At 45.0% G+C, this 18,586-nt stretch carries 18 protein-coding genes and 2 tRNA genes; 9 read left to right on the top strand and 11 right to left on the bottom strand.

What is annotated here, in order from left to right; genetic code table 11:
- Positions 1-93: 93 nt before the first annotated feature.
- Positions 94-870, bottom strand: a complete 777-nt coding sequence (locus MINF_RS03485; protein ID WP_012463120.1) for an MlaE family ABC transporter permease — start codon at positions 868-870, stop codon at positions 94-96.
- A 187-nt stretch (positions 871-1,057) separates the two neighbouring features.
- On the opposite strand from MINF_RS03485, the gene MINF_RS03480 reads away from it, so the two are divergent.
- Positions 1,058-1,130 (top strand) — tRNA-Arg (locus MINF_RS03480).
- Between the two features lie 163 nt (positions 1,131-1,293).
- Here MINF_RS03480 and MINF_RS03475 read toward each other — a convergent pair.
- The 3 genes from MINF_RS03475 to MINF_RS03465 form a co-directional block, all read right to left on the bottom strand.
- A complete protein-coding gene (locus MINF_RS03475) occupies positions 1,294-2,226 on the bottom strand; it encodes an FRG domain-containing protein (RefSeq protein WP_012463117.1) in 933 nt (310 codons plus the stop codon).
- A 381-nt stretch (positions 2,227-2,607) separates the two neighbouring features.
- Positions 2,608-2,952, bottom strand: a complete 345-nt coding sequence (locus MINF_RS03470) for a DsrE family protein (protein ID WP_012463116.1) — start codon at positions 2,950-2,952, stop codon at positions 2,608-2,610.
- A 367-nt stretch (positions 2,953-3,319) separates the two neighbouring features.
- Entirely contained in the window at positions 3,320-3,757 is a 438-nt protein-coding gene (locus tag MINF_RS03465; protein ID WP_148205117.1) for a hypothetical protein, read from the bottom strand.
- A gap of 397 nt (positions 3,758-4,154) precedes the next feature.
- Here MINF_RS03465 and MINF_RS03460 point away from each other — a divergent pair, with 397 nt between their 5' ends.
- From MINF_RS03460 to MINF_RS03445, 4 genes are all read left to right on the top strand, one after another.
- Positions 4,155-5,216 (top strand): glycosyltransferase family 2 protein, encoded by a 1,062-nt coding sequence (locus tag MINF_RS03460; RefSeq protein ID WP_048810110.1) that lies wholly within the window; start codon positions 4,155-4,157, stop codon positions 5,214-5,216.
- Between the two features lie 65 nt (positions 5,217-5,281).
- Positions 5,282-6,367, top strand: coding sequence for a hypothetical protein (locus MINF_RS03455; protein WP_012463111.1), 1,086 nt, complete (start codon positions 5,282-5,284; stop codon positions 6,365-6,367).
- A gap of 35 nt (positions 6,368-6,402) precedes the next feature.
- Positions 6,403-6,882, top strand: a complete 480-nt coding sequence (locus MINF_RS03450) for a Slp family lipoprotein (RefSeq protein WP_148205115.1) — start codon at positions 6,403-6,405, stop codon at positions 6,880-6,882.
- 148 nt (positions 6,883-7,030) lie between these two features.
- Positions 7,031-7,618: a protoglobin domain-containing protein gene (locus MINF_RS03445; protein ID WP_012463109.1), complete on the top strand. Its 588-nt coding sequence runs from the start codon at positions 7,031-7,033 to the stop codon at positions 7,616-7,618.
- 71 nt (positions 7,619-7,689) lie between these two features.
- On the opposite strand, the gene ispF is transcribed toward MINF_RS03445, so the two are convergent.
- Complete coding sequence (gene ispF, locus MINF_RS03440; protein WP_048810451.1) at positions 7,690-8,169, bottom strand: 2-C-methyl-D-erythritol 2,4-cyclodiphosphate synthase; 480 nt, start codon at positions 8,167-8,169, stop codon at positions 7,690-7,692.
- A gap of 95 nt (positions 8,170-8,264) precedes the next feature.
- On the opposite strand from ispF, the gene MINF_RS03435 reads away from it, so the two are divergent.
- Positions 8,265-9,422, top strand: a complete 1,158-nt coding sequence (locus MINF_RS03435) for an NAD(P)-binding domain-containing protein (RefSeq protein ID WP_012463107.1) — start codon at positions 8,265-8,267, stop codon at positions 9,420-9,422.
- Between the two features lie 73 nt (positions 9,423-9,495).
- A tRNA-Glu gene (locus MINF_RS03430) sits at positions 9,496-9,568 on the top strand.
- Between the two features lie 13 nt (positions 9,569-9,581).
- Here MINF_RS03430 and MINF_RS03425 read toward each other — a convergent pair.
- Both MINF_RS03425 and glnD read right to left on the bottom strand, forming a co-directional pair.
- A complete protein-coding gene (locus MINF_RS03425) occupies positions 9,582-11,306 on the bottom strand; it encodes a GAF domain-containing protein (RefSeq protein ID WP_048810109.1) in 1,725 nt (574 codons plus the stop codon).
- A 7-nt stretch (positions 11,307-11,313) separates the two neighbouring features.
- Positions 11,314-14,040: a [protein-PII] uridylyltransferase gene (gene glnD / locus MINF_RS03420; protein ID WP_012463104.1), complete on the bottom strand. Its 2,727-nt coding sequence runs from the start codon at positions 14,038-14,040 to the stop codon at positions 11,314-11,316.
- Positions 14,041-14,133: 93 nt separating this feature from the next.
- Between glnD and MINF_RS03415 the strand changes: the two genes are divergently transcribed.
- Both MINF_RS03415 and acpS read left to right on the top strand, forming a co-directional pair.
- Complete coding sequence (locus MINF_RS03415) at positions 14,134-14,874, top strand: pyridoxine 5'-phosphate synthase (protein WP_048810108.1); 741 nt, start codon at positions 14,134-14,136, stop codon at positions 14,872-14,874.
- Between the two features lie 11 nt (positions 14,875-14,885).
- On the top strand, positions 14,886-15,257 hold the full coding sequence (gene acpS / locus MINF_RS03410) for a holo-ACP synthase (protein WP_012463102.1): 372 nt from the start codon (positions 14,886-14,888) through the stop codon (positions 15,255-15,257).
- Positions 15,258-15,339: 82 nt separating this feature from the next.
- On the opposite strand, the gene MINF_RS03405 is transcribed toward acpS, so the two are convergent.
- The 4 genes from MINF_RS03405 to MINF_RS03390 form a co-directional block, all read right to left on the bottom strand.
- Positions 15,340-15,663 carry a hypothetical protein gene (locus MINF_RS03405; protein ID WP_012463101.1) on the bottom strand — a complete coding sequence of 108 codons (324 nt, stop codon included), beginning with the start codon at positions 15,661-15,663 and terminating at the stop codon, positions 15,340-15,342.
- A 213-nt stretch (positions 15,664-15,876) separates the two neighbouring features.
- A complete protein-coding gene (locus MINF_RS10850; RefSeq protein ID WP_012463099.1) occupies positions 15,877-16,740 on the bottom strand; it encodes a class I SAM-dependent methyltransferase in 864 nt (287 codons plus the stop codon).
- A 161-nt stretch (positions 16,741-16,901) separates the two neighbouring features.
- The gene (locus MINF_RS03395; RefSeq protein ID WP_048810107.1) at positions 16,902-17,843 is read right to left on the bottom strand and encodes an AraC family transcriptional regulator; all 942 of its coding nucleotides are present in this window, start codon (positions 17,841-17,843) and stop codon (positions 16,902-16,904) included.
- A 20-nt stretch (positions 17,844-17,863) separates the two neighbouring features.
- A complete protein-coding gene (locus MINF_RS03390) occupies positions 17,864-18,586 on the bottom strand; it encodes a response regulator (protein WP_012463096.1) in 723 nt (240 codons plus the stop codon).

Raw genomic sequence — 18,586 nt, 5'->3', positions numbered from 1 at the left:
TTTTCTTTCAAGCATCTTTAAACCCTCTCTTAAAGCAACCCAAAATCCGGGATTTTCTAAAAATTCCTCTTCTTTTCTCGGCATAAATTTTTTTTACGAGGCAAACAGGATGTTCATAAGGAAACTGAAGAAAAAATTGGAAATCAGAATGGCGATCGAAGAATAGACCATCGCCTGTGTTGCTGCAATACCTACGCCCTCGGCGCTCAACTGGCAGTTGAGTCCTCTATAACAGCTGATTAAAACAATTAATCCTCCAAAAAACATCCCTTTTAATTCCCCCATCCAGACATCATCCAGGGAAGTAAACCGGATCGTATTTTCCCAGTAATAAGCGGGTTCTACCCCAAGCAGGGGAACAGAAACGAGATAACCGCAAAGAATTCCGACTCCTGAAGTAATAGCCACCAGCAAAGGCATGGATACAACCAACCCGAGAAACCGGGGCACGATCAAATATTGAGTGACATATACCCCAAGAGAGCGCAAGGCATCGATCTGCTCGGTCACTTTCATGGTCGAAATTTCAGCGGCCATCGCCGAGCCCACCCGCCCTGAAACCATTAAGGCACAAAGAACAGGGCCTAGCTCCCTCAACATGGCCAGGGTAACCACCGGGCCCGTGGCCGAACTCATACCGAGCTTACCAAAATGGAATTGCACTTGGGCGGCAAACACCGCACCCGTAAAAGCCCCCGTCACAAGGACAATTATCTGGGACTTAGCCCCGATAGTTAAAATTTGCATCAAAAAAAGTCTCCATCGCAAGGGGAAAGAAAAGAAGGAATAAAGGGTATCCAACAAAAGGAAAAAGATCTCGCCCGTTGCCTTCAGAAATTTAATGAAAAGGCTGCCAACACGATATATCAATATGATCCTCCTTTGGCTAATAACCGGAATGTGCTTTCTTTCTAATAAAGAAAAAAAACAATTTCCAAAAAATAAAAAGAAAAAACTTATTCACTCTTTTTACAAGATAAATAAGATATATAGGCTTTCTTATGAGATAATCTTTCTCTAAGATTGAATTTTAAAGCTCATTTCAACCCGACAATACGCACCCGTAGCTCAGAGGATAGAGCAGCGGATTTCTAATCCGTTGGTCGCGTGTTCGAATCACGCCGGGTGCGCACCTAGCCCCAACACCAAAATAGCCTAGGCCGAGGGATCATTCCACGAAGCCATCGCCCCACCCTTTTGAATCCCTAGGAAATCCCACAAGTTTAAAAACAAGGAACCTTCTTTTTTGGCCCTACAGCTCCTCTTCCCCCTGGTCTCCTTTCCCATTTCCTGCTAGCTATTCCCTCTCTTGTAATCCTTAAAAAGGACTTTCCAATACTGGGCAATTTCCCTTCCCAGTCCGTCCAGGTCGGGAAAGATGACCGACTCGGTGATCCCGCAATCTTTCAGCTCTACCAAAAGCCTTTCACATTGCAAGCGATCGATTTCAATTTCCTTAAGAAAACTCTCCTTTTTATTTTTTTTAAACCAGAAGGGATCTTTTCCAAAAAGGATCATCCGGGTTCTTTGGGATCCGAGCCTAGGGGTAAGGTGGGGAGATAAAAGCAGCAAAGGAGGCTCAGGAATGTCGATCTCTTTCCTGTCCTCTTCACCAGAGGGCAGATAGGCTTCTTCCCATTCCTCCTCGTTAAGCTTTCTTCCTGGATGGTTTTTCACGAAATCTTTCCACCTTTTTACTGTCTTTTCTTGTATCTCTTCAGATTCATCAGTCTTTTGTCGAAGCCTCTCACTATCGGGATAAAGAACGTAAACCCTGGGATTTTTCTCTTCTTTCCCTTCATTTTCCTTTCTCTCGGCGTCAACGTCCTTGATCGCAAAATGGAGGGCAATCAAGGCCCCATCCGTCCAATCCAAGATCCGGGTCGGGGCACCGTGGTTTTGCATCAAAATGTAGGTATCCCAATCAAAATTTTCCTCGTCTAAGGCCCAATTCGCCATGAACTTGTAACAAAGCCGCTGGAACTCTTCATACATCCAGTATTCTCTATCGAAAAAATCTTTCCTCGCACACTCATCGGAGAACTCCTTTTCATCCAATCCCCTATAGATTTTGGGAACAAGGGCCGTCTCATACCTTTCCCCCTCTCCCCTAAACCAAAGCTCTTCGTGGTCTTTTAATTGCCATTTTAATGTCCATTCCTCCCGGATATCCCTTATTTTCTTTAGGAATTGGCTCAAGTTTCCTATTAACTCATTTCCGTTCATGGTGAAAAAACTCTTTTTCTTTAGTCCCGGCTATCCTTGTGAAAATTTAATTCCATGCAAACTCATATATCCTATAAAACGATTCCTACTAAAAAAAATATCCTTTAACAATAGTTCATTACGGCATGGAAAGAGGGCGCAGATCTTACGGGATTAAAGGCTTTATTTTCGTGCTTTCTCTCCTGTTCATTGGGGCAATTTTGTTTTAATACTGTTTTCTTTTATTCCATTAACACAAAACTATAAACCAAGAGATCTAGGATATAAATATGAAAATAAGAATAGCTTTATCATTTTATCCTTAAGTAAATAAAACGACAAAAGTGATGATAAAAGAATAACAGGGCTAAATACCCCCTTTTTTCTTAACCGCTCTTTTGGCTAAAAAGAAAGAACCGTAAAACCTTGGCCTATAAGCTTGCGCATCTCTACCGCTCCTTTAACTTTCCTCGCCGGAAGCATCTTATTTTCTTCCACGCCAAAAGCTTCCAGAGATACTTCACAGGCTACGATATCTATTCCTGTGCGGCGTAACTGATCGAGGGATTCAGCCACAAGGGGAGAAGACCTTTGATTGGAGCGCAGCCACTCCACTCCAGGACCGAGAAACAGTAACTCTACTTGGGTTTCTTCCTGTTGGGCTAAAACTTGGCTCATGTGGAAAAGAGAATGCACCCGCTGGAAAGCTTCTTTTCCTTGAGTAATCACAATTAACACAGATTGCATAAGAGACTTTCAACCCTGGTTGATGTTTTCTTTTTTTTAAACTAAACTCGAAGAAACGCTATTGGTTTTGTATCATTTCTCTTAGGAAGAAGCTCCATAAAAGTTTTAGGATTTTACCGCCGGCATTGCTGGCGCTTTATTTCTTTGATCCCGGGCCTCATGCACCCTGAAGAACCGTCCTATCATCCCCAAGGCTTCAACCAACCCATCATTAAAAACGATCCTTATACAACCGATCTATCCACAAAAAAACGATTATCGCTTAAAGAGACAAAGATGGCTGTGGAAAGACGACGGCTAGATTAGCACCCAATCCTGTTCCCCGGTCGGCCAACTAGAAAACCAAAAAAAAGTTATCGACTTCTTTTCATTTCCTTTTTTGCCGGTTTGCCCTAGGGGAAAAATTTTGGATTGCAGGCCGGCTTTCTTTAACTGCAAGGGCCATAAAACTTCCTCCTGCCGTAGGCAATGCCACTGCCGGCCAAAAGCCGGCCACGGCAAAGACCAAAGGCTTGTTCTTTTCGATTATAATCAGCGCATCGGCATTATACCGTTTAGCCAAAGCGATCATGTCCCTAAGCAGGCCCTCCTCGCTTCGGAAAGCATCCACAAAGCTTCCCCTATGGACGATCACTCCTAAAGGGGTGTACTTTAAAGGACTGCCATAGACATAGATTTTAAACCTTGTTTTGGGTTCTCTATAAGAAGCCCCTCCCCCTCCATAAAGAATTTTCTTGGGTTCATAGTCTATCCACAGCTCTTTAGCTGTTAATTGGCCGATTAAAGGTAAATATAAGAGAGCCAAAAGGAAGACTCTTGTTGCATGCACCATTCGAGCACCCGTAATCAATCCTTTGCTTAGGTTTCCCAAGCAGATCCAAAGTAGAAATCCCCCCCTTGGACTTCAAGGATAATTAAAGGAAAGGCTCATCAAGGTTTCCCTTCTTTCCCTAAAAAAGCCCATTTTTCATCCTACCTTGGTTTATAATGGGATCTATTTTTATTTAAGTCCTTTCTTCTCTGGAAGATAAAAAAAAACTTTTTACAAACAAACAATAGGATCAAAAGCAATCGGGCTAACAATAAAAAAAGCATCGCCACAGAATGCCACAAGCAAGCTAGTCTTTAATGAGCCCTCAACTTAGGGGAAAAACCCAATTGAAATAACCCTCTTTTTACTTATATGAACTAAGAAAAGATCCATGGCCTGCGCATCTCCTTGCCTCTTTTCAGTCCTCATCGATACCTATAACTATTCCCAATTTATTTCGGAAGCCATAGAAAGTGCTTTACAGCAGGATTTTCCGCAAGACAGCTACGAAATCATCGTGGTCGATGATGGCTCTACCGATGATACTCCGCAAATAATAAGGGAGAAGTACAGCCATCTGGTCAAGTATGTCTATAAAACCAACGAGGGACAGGCATCAGCTTTTAATCGAGGTTTTGAAGAATCCAAGGGAGAATTGATCTGTTTTCTCGATGGAGATGATTTTTGGCACCCGACAAAGCTTTCCACCTTATGGAAAATCTATAAAGAGTTTAAAATCGGTTGTTTTTATCACGACCTTCTCTTGGTAGATTCCCCCGCTCCGTGGCGAACCGTTTTAAGACTCAGCCCTTTTTCTAGCCTCGAGCAGCTCACCCAAGATGCCTATCTTCTTCCCCTATCAAAAGCCGACCTGCTCTTTTCCTTTGCCGTTCCCACCTCGGGAATCACTTTACACAGGTCGGTTGCCCAAAAAATCTTTCCCCTGGCCAAGGTATCCTACAAATTAAACGCGGATTTTTTTCTCCAAGCCCTTGGCCTCGCTTTTTCTCCCTTCGTGGTCATTCGTAGCCCCTTGGGATCTTACCGATGCCATCCCCAAGGCTGGGGGCTTTCTCTAAGCTTCACCCAAGAAGGTTATAAAGGACAAATAGAAATTGCCGAAAAGGTGAAATCGGCTTTGCTCCAGGGAGAAGAGCTCCCTGCCGCTCTTCGTTGCTTAATTCAAACGGTTGAAGAAGAAATCGCCTTCCGGCAATTTCTCCTTGAGCTTTATTCCCTTCCCAAGTGGCGTGCTTTTTGTCAAAGCTGCCTTTACTTAAGCAAGGAAAAAACTCTTTTTTCTTTTTGCAGAAAAATCGTTTATTTCCTCCGCCTTTTACTCGGCGACTCGTTGTTTTTAGAAGGACACAAGATCTATAAAAACTGGTTTTGCCCCCCTTCCTCTTCTTCACGGGATAACCCCTTGGAGAAAGGCCAGAAAAAGCTAGATTAAAAGGAGGAAAGCAAGGTCGTTACCTTCATCCCACTTTCCCCTTTAATTTAAAAGAGGATATCCTGGTGAAGAAAACGACAATCTTTATCCTTGTTCTTTTAATTGGCTTTGTTATCGCCCTACAAAGTCTTTTAAGGTATCATTTTGGCTTCATTGCCGATATTCACAATGCTTACCTGACCCTGGAAAAGAAAAGACCAACCCTGGATCAAGTAGAATCGGCCGTCGAAGGAGCACTTCCTGATTATGTTACCCCGATCGAGATCGAAGAAACCCATGAGGAGCAAACAGCTGTGGGATGGCGGATCGAATGCAACCTCGTGGTCAGTTGCGATATGGACATTTACAGCCTGACTTCCCTGGCCATCCTTCAAGATCCAGGCGAACTCAAATTTCTAGATCTCATCCCCAAGGATCTCCAGGCGATCGCCAGGGAAAACGTCAAAAACACGGTGTTCATTCCCGGGCTTCCAGCTGGAATGACCTTTGACCGCCGCAACAAGCAGCTTCTTTTCAGACGTGGAGAAGAAATCAAGCTCAAAGTGAGCGTCAGGGCCTCTGAAAACTCCCAAGGGAGTTGGACCACCGAAGCGGACATGGAAGATCCTCCCTGGGCCATAAAAACCCCGGGGACTTATTTAAGAACAGCTCTGCAGATCGCCGAAGACGAAGTCCAGGAAGTAAGGACTTGGGGCTCGATATGGAAAAAATACCTCGCCTTGGAGAACACCCCCGTGGAAAAAAATAGGGTATTAAAGGCCTTTGCCGAGCAAAAAAAGAAACAGCTTAGCCCGCCTCAACTCCAGGCTAAAAAAGAAGAACTCAAGACAACCGGGCAACCCCTTGCCGAGCGCAAGGCCGAACCGCTACACAAAAAAAGCTCTCTCTTAAGCTTGTATGAACCCTGCATCGTCAAGGTTGCTTTTTTCAAGGCTGATGCCGTCTATAAAGAACAGGGTTCAAAACTCACCATCCGCATCACCAGGACGCTCAAGATCCTCTCTTATACAATCCCCGAGGGGACAAGGGCTTTTGGGATGATCCTCAAAAATAAGGGTAAAAAGGGGATGGAAGTCCAATTCAACAAGGCGATTTTACCCCGGGGAACGGTAGTCAAATTCAATAGAAAAGCCACGGTCATTCCCATTTAGCTTCTTTGCGCATTCAACTTTACTCCTGGGTTACTATGCTAAAGAATCTTCTTTTTCTTCTTGCTCTTTCTTCCTTGGGCTCCATTGGCTTCTGCTCCATCATTCCCAAGGGCCTTCTCAACCAATATAAAAACCAACCTCCCTTAGAAACCATCCTTCAAAAACCTGAAGGATACCCGGATCGATTCTTTCTCGTCGGAGGAAAAATCCTCTCCAACGAACCGTTGGAAGATCGTACAGAGCTGCTCATTGAACAAAGGAAATTAAACCATTCAGGCAAACCCGTGGGTTCTTCGTCCAAGAACAAAAGGCTCATTTTGATCATCACGAAAGACTTTCTCGACCCCAACATCTATACCGAGGGTCGGCTGGTCACCGCCTATGGGAAAATTACGGTAAGGAAACTGGGCAAGGAAAAGAAAATTTATCTTGCGGCACGCTCCATCTATCTTTGGCCTCAATTCAATCCTATCCAAGGAGGATACATTGGTGGAGGGCCAGGTTTTTTCTTTTAAACTTCCTCTATTGAAAGCAAAAAAAACTAAAGGCCGTAAAATTCTCCCCACTCTCCCAAACCACCGATTAAGATTAGCCCTTTTCCCCATGTAAAATAGGGGATTTTCCCTTATTTGCACAGTTTTTTTCTTGCCCTATTGCTAAACTGTGCACCAGGACATCGTTTCGGTAACCCAGGCAATTCTCAAAGAGATGCCCGAAGCTTGCCGGTTTAGTGAAAAAGACGGGGAAAAGATCCAATCCTTGAGACCTTATCTTTATCCCCTCGAAGATCAGATCGTCAAAGGCTTCTACGATGTCCTTTATGGTTATCCTCTCACCGCTTCGATTCTTGATTTCACCGAGAGAGATAAAAGGGAGGAGACGCTAAGAAAATGGTGGAGAAGAACCGTCGGTGGGCCTTTTGATCTTCACTACTGGTCATGGCAAGCGGCCGTGGGAATTATTCACATACGCAGAAAAGTCAAGAATCCGATGATGATCGGGATGTGGGGCTGGCTCCTCAACTTCATAAGCAAAGAAATATCGAAGTTTTTATCCTACAAGGAATTTATCGATGCCTCAGAAGCTCTTCAGAAGCTGGCATCCACAGCCGAAGCTTTAACCGCCGAAAGTTACCTGCATCACTACCTTGCTGCCCTTAGCCATGCCACCGGGACAGAGCTGCAACTCCTCGACAGGCTTGTGCTTATTGAAATCGAACAAGCCCAAGAAATCCTCGCCCAAAAAAGGTGATTTTTTTACTTCCGCCCCTTGACCCGGAGCCTTTTTCCCGGGGAGGAGATAAGACCTAAAAGCCAAGAGGACTATTCGGCCTTCCTGACCAGGCAGGTTGCAAAAGCGGCGATCCCTTCGGCCCTGCCCACAAAACCAAGGCTTTCATTCGTTGTCGCCTTGATCCCCACAACTGAGCGGTCAACTCCTAAAGAAGAAGCGATTTTTTCTTTCATCTCCTCGATATAAGGAGCAATCTTGGGCTTTTCGCAAATGACTACAGAATCGATGTTCTCTATGTGCCCGTTTTCTTCAGAAAGCATTTGGCTGATCCGCTCCAGAAAAACCAAGCTTGAAATATCTTTCCACCTGGGATCGCTGTTGGGGAAAAAAAAACCGATATCCCTTTTCCCCAAGGCTCCCAGGATGGCATCGGCCATGGCATGAATCAACACATCACCATCGGAATGCCCCACAAGGCCCAGTTCAAAGGGAATAGTGACTCCTCCCAGGACAAGCTTTCTGCCGGCAGCAAGCTTGTGCACGTCATATCCGATTCCTGTTCTGATCATGGCCATAGGGTAAAGAAAGTTAAAAAAAATAAAAATACTTTTTTATCCCGTCATTTACTCTATAATGTTTTTTAAGTCAGTCCCGATTTAGGCTTGTGAACCCCTTGCGAATTGCTCTTCTAGGAACAGGATTGCTGGGGCACAGTATCGCAGAAAGGTTATTACTGGGGAACAATCCTCTTTATGTTTACAATCGGAGCCGATCAAAGGCCGAAGACCTGGTCTCTCTAGGGGCGACATTGTGCAATTCTCCAGCCGAAGCCATCAAGGCGGCCGAGGGCATTTTTTTAGTCCTTACGGATGCCAAGGCCACAGCCGAGGTCCTGGCTTTAGCCGAAGAAAAAACCTCTTTCCGAGGAAAAACATTTTTCCAGGTCGGGACCATTAGTCCCGATGAAACCCTAGAACTGGATAGGCAAATTACCCAAAGGGGAGGATATTTTGTAGCCCTTCCCGTGCTGGGAAGTAAAAATGAAGCAAAAAAGGGAACCCTCCTCCTCATGTTTGGGGCAAGCGAGGAACTTTACCACAAGTGGCATGACTTTTTATCCCAACTCGGACAAGTATTTTTCGTAGCCGATCCTAAAAAAGCCGCTGCCTTGAAACTGGCCCTAAACCAGTTGATCATCTCTTCAATCATTGGATTTTCTCTAAGCTTTTCGCTGATCTTAAAAGAAGAGATCCATCCGGAACTTTTTATGAGCATCCTTCGGAAAAGCGCTCTTTATTGTTCGACATTCGATAAAAAACTGCCGCGGTTGTTAAAAAAAGATTACTCTTCTGCCAATTTTACCTTAGAGTTGCTTTTAAAAGATCTCCGGTTATGCTTGGAAGAGCTGGAAAAACTTTCCATAGAATCAGCACCGTTAAAAACTTCAAAAACGATTATAGAACAAGCCCTAAAGAGAGGTTATGGCGATAAAGATTACTCGGCCCTCTTTGAAGTTGTTTTTGCCCCTCATCCTATGAATGAAAAGTCCCCAGAAATTATCGTGGAGAAAAATCCTTCCCCAAGCAAGCTTACCGAGCTGGGTGTTGCGCATTGGCCCCTATGGGAAAAGGACATCTCCAGTTTTGATTGGCACTACGAGGAAAAAGAAAGTTGTTATATCCTTGAAGGAGAAGCCATTATTTATGTAGAGAACAAAGAACCCCTGAAAATCAACAAAGGCCAACTTGTGATGTTCCCTGCGGGCTTGTCTTGCCGGTGGGAAATAACGAGCAAAATTAAAAAACATTACCGGATTGGCTGACTTGGCGTTTTACCGTTGGTTGCAGTTGAGAAAAGTTGAAATCTTTATTATCTATAGATAGATAAAAGGAATAGGCCCCATCATCTAGTTGGTTAGGATACGGCCCTCTCAAGGCCGGTGGACGGGTTCGAATCCCGTTGGGGCTAAAGTCACAGCTTCCTAGTCAAAAAGCGGGAAAAGCAGCGAAAAAGTGCTCCCCTCTCCCAAAGTGGAGCTGACTTTGACTTTTCCCCGGTGGTTTTCCATGATTTTTTGAACAATCGCCAGTCCCAGGCCCGTCCCCTGTTTTTTCCTGGTTAAAAAGGGAACGAAAAGTTCCTCCATTTCGGCTTTCGACATTCCTGGCCCTGAATCTTTAACCCGGATGGCCAAGTAAGGCTCCGTTTCGTTATCCTCGATTTCGGCTGAAATTTCCAGTCTTCCGCCTTCTTTCATCGCTTGGACTCCATTGAGGATAAGGTTTAAGATAGCCTGCTCGACCTGGGCTCTTTCGGCCTTTATTTTAGGAAGCGAAGGAGCGATGGCCGTTTGGACTTCAATTTTTTGACCTGCCAGTTTATGCCGGGATAACAAAAGGACATCTTCGATGATTTCTTCAACCCTCAAGGACTCCAGCAAAGGTTGAGGAGCTTTCCCCAACACCAGGACTTGATCCACGATCCTATTCATCTGGACCATCTTCTTTTCAAGGACTTCCAAGTCCTTCTGGGAAACCGGATCACACTGTATGCGTGATTTTAAACTATGAATAAGCATGTGGATCACGGTAAGGGGATTTCTAATTTCATGGGCGATTTCTGCTGCCAAAAGGCCGAGGGAGAGGAGTCTTTCTCCTTCTCTCAGGTTTTCCTCTGTTTGGACGATCCTTTCAAGAAGCCTCGCTTTGGCCAGGGCAACCCCAGAAAGATCGGCGAGGGTTTGTAAAAGCTGGATCTGGCTGTTGGAAAACCGGTGGGGAAAAGAAGTAAACAGGGCAAGAACCCCTTGGCATTCATTCCCAAAAACAAGGGGGACGGATAAAAAAGAAACCATCTCTTTTTCAAGGGCAAATTCCGGACAATGGATCAGGGATTCTTCGTGGATATCCTGAATAGCAAGCGGCTTGCATTTTTTGACGACTACTCCAAAAATGGATTCGCTCAAAGAAATCGCCATCCTTTCTCTTTTCATATTCTCTTTGTTCTTATCCCAAGAGGCGATCAGATGGAGCTCGGTCTTATCCGGGTTCAGGAGAAATAACTTTCCTTTATCGGCGTTCATGAACAACACCGCGCTGCGCACGACACCTTCCAAGGTTTTTTCAAGATCTTCCTGCGAAACAATAGTGCGTCCAATTTCAATGAGCGTGGAAAGCTGCTTAGCCTGCTGGCGTAACTTTTCAAATTCCCAAGCGTAGGACAGCCACTGTGCGGCCTCAGCAGCCAAAGCTTCCATCTCCTTTTCATGTTCTAAAGTATAATGGCTTTTCTCGTGGCTATCGACGTTAAGCACGCCAATAATGGTCGACTGCCATTCAATAGGAACGGCCAGTTCGGATTGAATCCTGGGATCTATCGAAACATAACGCCAATCCTTGGACACATCATCTATGCGCATGGGCTTTCCAGAAGTAGCCACCCATCCGGTAATCCCCTCGCCTACTTTGAGCTTGGTTTTTTTGGCTTTATGTTTCAGTCCATAACTGGCTTCTATATCAAGCAAGCCTGTATTGGGATTAAAGAGTACAAAGGAGCCGCTATCCGACTGTGTCCTGCCTATGGCTATTTTTAAAAAATGCCGGATAATTCCCGGAACCGTCAGCAACTTCTTTACCTTTTCAATGGAAATTTCTCTCCGTTTTCTTCCGCGGGGAGAAGGCGATTTGCCCGTTGAGGGGGAATTCATAATTATTCTAAATACCTATGGCCTTGCGCAGGTTCTTTAATATTTCTTTAATCTCGGTTTCCTTTGTCACCTTATTTCCACTGCTGTTTAAAATGTAAAAGGTATCCAAGGCAGCCCCTTTTTCCGTGGCTATACGGGCGGAAACGATTTCTATTCCTAAATCCAAAAGGGCATTAGCTATTCTATACAACAGGGCGGGTTTGTCCGGGGTTTGAATATCTAAAATAGTATAGTTTTTCGAGGATTGCTGGTCGAACTGGATCGACGTCGGAAATTCTCCTTCAAATTCTTTTTTTTCCATGATCCCAGGCTTGGGGATACGACTAAAGATATCATAGCTTTCGTCAAGAAAGGCTTCTTCGAGTACCTTGCAAAAGCTATCTTTATACTGTTCCCTGCAAGCATATTCCTTTCTTGAAGTGCAGACTTTAAAAACGTCCAGCACGATGCCATCGGTCCGGGTATGAATATCCGCACTTAAAATAGAAAGGCCGACAACGGCAAAACTCCCACAGATCCGAGAAAATACTCCCAGCCTATCCCAAGTTACGATAATGACCTCGGAGTGATCAAATTCAGGCCGGTCTATCCACTTAACCACCGGCGCCAATACATTGGAATAGGAATCAACCTGGTTCAATAAGAAATGATGGATGACCTCGATATGAACCGAGATCGATTCCTCGGAAAAGGCTTGAAAATACCGTAAAGGAAGGTTGTTAAAATGGGCATCGATTTCTTCGGGATCAATTTTTGCCGAAAGCCTTTCCTTGACTTTTTCTTTTATCTGTTCGATCGATTTCCTGCGTGCCACGATGAATTCTTCTTTGTTTGATAAAGCCCGCGAGGTTTGATGGTAAAGCTCCCACAAGAGGAGGTTTTTCCAACTGGACCAGTTGCTCGATTCTCCTGTTCCTTCCTGGTCGGCAAAGGTCAGCAACATGAGCATATCTAATCTTTCCTGGGTCATGACTACCCGGGCGAACTCCAAGATGGTTTCTTCCTCTTCGAGATTACGCCTCACGGCGGTCTGCCCCATTAAAAGATGTTGATCGACAAGAAAAACAAGTTGGGAAAGTTCCTCGGAAGATAACTTCAACCTTTTGGCCACATTCATGGCATTGACCGCACTGAGTTCCTCATGATGCTTTTTATGGCTGCCCGCCCTCCCCGTATCGTGCAAGAGGATCGCCAAGTAGAGTATGAAAGGATTTTGTAGGTTCTGAAAAAGGGAAGAAAAGTTTTTGTAAGGGGCTTCCGTTGCTCCGATGAGCGAATCGATAACTTCAAGGGCACGCAAGGTATGTTCATCAGCCGTGTATCGATGGAAAAACTCGTGCTGAACAAGGCACCTAAGCGGAGCAAATTCGGGAAAAAGCTTCCCCAGTAATCCGATTTCATGCATCTGGCGGCAAATTTCTCCCACCTGTCCTTTGCGGGAAAAGATAAGTCGAACCAGATTCCTGGCATCTTTACGACGCAAAAAATAAGCGTTTAGGAGATGGAGCCGGTTTTTAATCTGCATCTTAAGAGTTGGTCCAATCCTTAATCCCCACCTCTGGATAAAAGAAAAGGCCCTAAGAATAAGAAGGGGATTTTCGGTGAGTTTTTCCGGATTGACTACCTCCAGGCAATGATCTTCTATGGCAAAAGAACCCACTTTTTTTCTCGTTCCTCCTCGAGAGAAAAATCCTTTCTTTTGATAAGCTAAAGCCTCCACCGTCGTATTGGCAATAAGATAAATCTGAAGGGCATGATCATAGAACTGCCGCATGAACTCCTCGATGCGTCTCAAGATGTCTTTGTGAGGATAGCCAAAGGCGGTGGCGACTTTCCCTTGGTTGCCCAAGGTTAAAAGATCGAACTTTCTCTTTTCTCGGTAATGCAATTCTTCCCGGACGCGAAGAAGAAAATCATAGCCCTTTTCGAGTTTTTCCCAGTCCTTGCTCTCAATCCACCGGTTTTTTAGAAGATATTCTTTTTGATCTATTTTTTGATCTATTTTTTCTTTAACTCGGAGGATCCAATACAAGCTCTGATAATCCCTTAAGCCTCCACAACCCCATTTAATGTTAGGTTCCTGGACAAGGACCGTACCGCCATATTTTTGATGTTGTTCTTTTAAATCTTCCAGGCGCCACTCGATAAACTCCTTTTCCTTCCCTTGGATACAGGAGGGTTCAAAAACATCCCTAAACTTTTCCCATAAAACTTTTGAGCCGCAAACCAGGTCGGCATCAAGAAGTGCGGTTTTAGTTTGCAAGTCCTTGTTTGCCGAAGCGATAATCTCTTCGAGCTGGTGGGTCGAATGACCCACATCCAGCCCTATATCCCATAGAAAATAAAGAATCTGGTGAATGAGAGCAAAAATACACTCTTCGCTCTCCTGTTGGGGGTCATAAAGAAAAAAAAGATCGATATCACTGGCTGGAGAAAGCTCTTTTCTTCCAAATCCACCAACGGCTAAAAGAGCTACGGAAGGATCTCTCGAAGACGTCGAAGGGAAAACCTGCTCTAGGGCCAGTGTCCACAGGTGGGTCAGCACCGCTCGAAAAAGCTCGGCCCTCTGATAAGCGATTGTTTTCCCGCTCAAGCCCAAGGCGTACTCCATTCGGAGATGATGAGCCTGTTTTTTCAAGAAGTTCTTGTAAAATAAGACAAGATCTTTAGGTTTTCTCTTGCTCTGGCTCCATTCTTTCTCAATTTCTCTCAACGACTTATCAAATGGACTCATCTTGCTTTTGCAACTTCAACCCTTTGCATTTATCATAACTCAACGCTTCAATCTTTCCAAAACTTGCTCAACAATAGAAAAAGGAACAGTAAAATGATCCGTCTAGGACTTAACATTGATCATGTGGCCACTTTGAGACAAGCCAGATACAAGCATGCTCCCTTTTCTTCGTTTGCCGAGCCTTCTCCTCTTCAAGCAGCAAAAATTGCTCAGGAAGCCGGCGCCCATTCTATCACCGCTCATCTTAGGGAAGACCGCAGGCACATTCAAGACGAAGATATGAGACTTATTCGGCAAGCCGTAAAACATCTGAACATGGAAATGGCTCCTATAAGCGAAATGGTTGAAAAGGCGATCGATATTAAGCCCAATGAAGTCTGCCTGGTTCCTGAAAAAAGGGAAGAAATCACGACGGAAGGGGGACTAGACGTCTCCCGCAACGAATCAACGCTCAGAAAAGTAGTTCAAGAGCTCTCCCAGGCCGGCATAACGGTCAGCCTTTTCATCGATCCCGATCCGATCCAACTGAAAGCCGCAAAACAAACCGGAGCTCACTGCATCGAACTGCATACCGGCCAATATGCTTTGGCAACCGAACAAAAACGCATCGAAGAGGAAATTGAAAAACACAAGCTTTGCGCTTATCTGGCCAAGGATCTCAACCTTCAAGTCAATGCCGGCCATGGCCTCAACTACAGCAACCTGGCAACCTACATTCGCTCCGTTCCCTTTCTGCATACTGTGAACATCGGCCATGCGATCATCTCCGAAGCCCTTTTTTCCGGGCTTAAAAACGCCGTTAGGAAAATGCTCCAACTGCTGGAAAAACAGTAAGCCGCCGTCCCATGAATATCCTCGGGTTGGGTATCGACCTGGTCGAAAATAGCCGTATCGAATCTCTCTATAATCGTTTTGGAGAACATTTCTTGAAAAAAATCTACAGAGAAGCGGAGCTCTCTTACTGCTTTTCGATGGCCAACCCTATCCCCCATCTTGCCGCAAGATTTGCAGCCAAGGAAGCAGCCATCAAGGCCTTGGGAAGCCCCGTTGCCCATTGGAAAGATATTGAAGTGGCATCCCGAAAAAATTCTCCTCCAACACTCCTCTTTTATGGAAATCTATTCAAGCTTTGTTCGGCCAGGGGAGTAAGCTCCGTTTATTTATCCTTTACGCATACCCCGCTAGCGAGCAGCGCGGTGGTCATCCTCGGAGGTTGAGCCCCGCTTTATTCGCTGCTTTATTCCAACTCCAGGCAAAAACCCCAAGTAGGGGAAGTTCAGTTGTTTTGTGCCTTAGGATCTATTCCTTGAATAAAGCTTTTATCATTCCTTGGCGAAACTCCTGTTCGGCTTTCGCCGCAGTAATTTTAGCCAGCCAACTTTTGTCCATCGACTCAACGTAGGCTTGGGCTCCCCTCTCCAGTTCCGCTCCCCATTTGAGCCTTATTTTTTCTTTAAGGATCTCCTTGAGAACCTCTTCCCAAGCCTGGCATGCCGCTTCATGCCAACCTTCGACAAGTCGGTCTACAAGGTTTGCAGAAGAGGATGGACAATTTTTTTGCTCCCCTTCTTTTACTTTTAAGGAAGCTTCTTTTTCATGCGCACAACAACAATGATTTTCCACGATTGATCTCCTTTATTATTTTTTGACAGGAGCCAAAAAAAAGGGGATAGGCTCCCCTTGAGTTTACAACAGCTTAACTTGTTTTGTTTAATGAGTCAAAAAATGAGCGAGTTCTTTTTTTTCAGCAAAAGATCAGCTTGTTGGCGTTGTTTTATCCGGGCTTTTTGCCGGCAGGCCGAAGATTGAATCCCATTTCTTTTAGTTGAAATGTTTTCATTTTGGTTTCTCATCGATCAGAAATAAGATGTTGTGGGGAATCTCAATACCCTTGGCCGTTTTTAATCTCTCCAACCGCTCTTCGATTTGAGATAGAATCTTTTTTCTTTGAAAATCGGGAAATTCCCTTAAGAGGCTGCCCCCGCTGCTCGCTTCATAAAAACGGATACATTCCTCCCCGCTCCTAAAAAGATCCACGTAGTGCCTAGTTTTTATTTCTTGGATTTTAAAACCGCTTTCCCTAGAAAGCTCCAAGGCTTCATCCGCTTCCCTTTGGTATTCGTTGAGGGCGAATTCCTTGGGTATATAGCCCAAAACCGATTGAGCCGATCGCCTGAGGATCGAAACTAAAAGAGAATCTTGATGCTTAGCTCCCATGGCGATACCTAATTTTCCTCCCGGTTTGAGTACCCGGTAGATCTCCACCATCGCCTGGGCCCTATCGCCTATCCAGTGAAAAACACTATTGAGGTAAACGACATCAAAGGAATTATCCTCGAACAACGAAAGCTCTTCCGTGCCCGCTACCTTAAAGAGAAGATTGCTTTTTTCTCTGCGGCGGGCTATAGCAATTCTAAAAGGAGAGGGATCGATCCCTATGACTTTTCCTTCTTTTCCTGTTATGCCCGCCACATAGGCGGCAAGCCTGCCCGTGCCACAGCCTATATCCAATACCCGGTCTGCCCTTTTAATCTTGAGCAAGGAGACGAGCTCCCTGCCTTGATTGAATTGAGGATCGCTTAATCGATCGTATTCGGCAGCTAATTGAAGAGAGTCAAAGGAATAACTTTTAGGCTGGCAATAAAGCCGACATTCTGTATAAAAAAAAAGAGAAACAAGAAAAAGAGCCACCTTTTTCATGGAGCCTTGAAAACGTTACCGGGCCAGGTTGACAAGCATGAGCTAAATAATTTTTTCATGGGATTTTTCGAAAAACGCAACCTGGACGGGATAAAATTCTTTTCTAAAGGTTGACCGCTTAGGTTTTTTTCTGTTTTGACCGGATCCTTTTGATCGATAACTCAAGGGGTAGATCGCTTGTTGACGAGTCTTTTTGGCGATGGATATACGCAAGGACAACAACCCATGACCTGGCAGAATACCTTGCTAAAATAACTTAGGCTGGAGTAGCCAACGGCAAAAGCAGCTTCCGTGACATTGTAGTCACCCCTTTTCAAGAGTTCCGCCGCTTTTTCTATTCGTAAATTGCGCACATAGTCCGAAATGGACATCCCGGTTTCTTTTGAAAAAAGCCTGCTCAAGTAGGAAGGGCTGACCCCAACATGCCGGGCAAGGTCATGAAGCCGAATGGAGCTTGTAAAATGTTCTTTAAGATACTCCTTGGCCTTTTCAACGATCAACTTATGGGCCGGAGAAAAAGGGCACATTTTAACATCGGCTTGATTCGGTTCAAAAAGGACTTCTGCCGCAGCTTCCAAGGATAGGGCATGGGCAAACAAGGCCAGGGAGGGTTGAGAAAAGCTTCCAGACAAAAGGCTTTCTAGGCGTGATCTCAGGGATGGAGAAATGGGACGGGGAGAACCGATCAAGGGCTCCTCTCTCTTTCCCTCCAGCCAGGCTTTTACAGGGGGAAGCAGCCATTCTTCCATGCCCTTAAGTTCTTTGGCTAGGGCCGATCTTGACCATTCTACGGTTACAAACTGCGTGTACTCTCCAGCCCTTCTTTGCGCATTTAACTTCTTCTTTGCAATGGCATAAAAACCGACGGTTCCCGGGCGAAATTCCAGTTGGGAATGATCGGAATAAACGATACCGTGTCCTAGATTGTTAATACAGATTTCAAGGCTGTTATGATGAAAACTTTTTGCCCAGTCAAAGGGACCGTCGATACGGGATTCAACAAGCTCCAAGCTCCAGCCATGGGAATAAAACCCCCCGGCCAACTGTCTCCACCTACCCGAAATATCTTTCCAGGCACCTTCTTCAACTTTTAAAAGATTCATTGTTTTAGCCCTAAACAAGCTTATTTTATGCCATTTTGATCCGGATCCAAGATCATCAGTCTATACCCGATTCCCGGTTCGGTGAGAAGAAGTTTAGGTTGAAGAGAATTTTCCTCAATCTTTTCTCTCAGCCTTGCCATATAGACCCGCAGATAATGGACCTGGTCCACGCCCCGTGGTCCCCAAACCTCCTGTAATATCTGCCGATGCGTTAATACCTTACCTGCATGACGAACCAGCAGTCTCAATATTCCATATTCAGTCGACGTAAGCCGTATTTCCTTTTTTTGAAAAAAAACCCTCCTATTAACCAGGTCCACCTCAAGACCACCCGTACGAAAAACTTGGAGATCTGCTTGAGGCTGAAGCCTCCGTAAAAGCACCCTAATTCGGGCCATGAGCTCTTCTTCTCCAAAAGGCTTCGTTAAATAATCATCGGCCCCACTGTCTAGAGCTTGGACTTTCTCTCTTTCTTGATCGACAGCCGAAAGCACAAGAATCGGGACCTGGCTCCATTCCCTTATTCTCTGGATTACCTCCGTTCCGTTCATGTCCGGCAAGAGAAGATCGAGGATGATAATATTAGGTCTTCTTTGGGCCGTTTCCAAAATCCCTTCTTTAGCCGTCGAGGCCAGAAAGACCCTATAGCCCTTTGACTCAAGGATCAGTTTTAAAAGTTTGAGTATCTGCGGTTCATCATCAATGACCAGGACGGAAAGCGGAATCTGTTTATCCTTGTTCAT

This window comes from Methylacidiphilum infernorum V4, assembly GCF_000019665.1.
Classification (GTDB): Bacteria; Verrucomicrobiota; Verrucomicrobiia; order Methylacidiphilales; family Methylacidiphilaceae; genus Methylacidiphilum; species Methylacidiphilum infernorum.
Note: the sequence above shows the minus strand (reverse complement) of the source record. Positions and strands in the feature narration are given on the sequence as shown.

Coding starts and splice junctions, on each gene's coding strand:
- MINF_RS03475 (WP_012463117.1), bottom strand. CDS start 2,226: ATGAACGGAAATGAGTTAATAGGAAACTTGAGCCAATTCCTAAAGAAA.
- MINF_RS03470 (WP_012463116.1), bottom strand. CDS start 2,952: ATGCAATCTGTGTTAATTGTGATTACTCAAGGAAAAGAAGCTTTCCAG.
- MINF_RS03460 (WP_048810110.1), top strand. CDS start 4,155: ATGGCCTGCGCATCTCCTTGCCTCTTTTCAGTCCTCATCGATACCTAT.
- MINF_RS03450 (WP_148205115.1), top strand. CDS start 6,403: ATGCTAAAGAATCTTCTTTTTCTTCTTGCTCTTTCTTCCTTGGGCTCC.
- ispF (WP_048810451.1), bottom strand. CDS start 8,169: ATGATCAGAACAGGAATCGGATATGACGTGCACAAGCTTGCTGCCGGC.
- MINF_RS03425 (WP_048810109.1), bottom strand. CDS start 11,306: ATGAATTCCCCCTCAACGGGCAAATCGCCTTCTCCCCGCGGAAGAAAA.
- glnD (WP_012463104.1), bottom strand. CDS start 14,040: ATGAGTCCATTTGATAAGTCGTTGAGAGAAATTGAGAAAGAATGGAGC.
- MINF_RS03415 (WP_048810108.1), top strand. CDS start 14,134: ATGATCCGTCTAGGACTTAACATTGATCATGTGGCCACTTTGAGACAA.
- acpS (WP_012463102.1), top strand. CDS start 14,886: ATGAATATCCTCGGGTTGGGTATCGACCTGGTCGAAAATAGCCGTATC.
- MINF_RS10850 (WP_012463099.1), bottom strand. CDS start 16,740: ATGAAAAAGGTGGCTCTTTTTCTTGTTTCTCTTTTTTTTTATACAGAA.
- MINF_RS03395 (WP_048810107.1), bottom strand. CDS start 17,843: ATGAATCTTTTAAAAGTTGAAGAAGGTGCCTGGAAAGATATTTCGGGT.
- MINF_RS03390 (WP_012463096.1), bottom strand. CDS start 18,586: ATGAACAAGGATAAACAGATTCCGCTTTCCGTCCTGGTCATTGATGAT.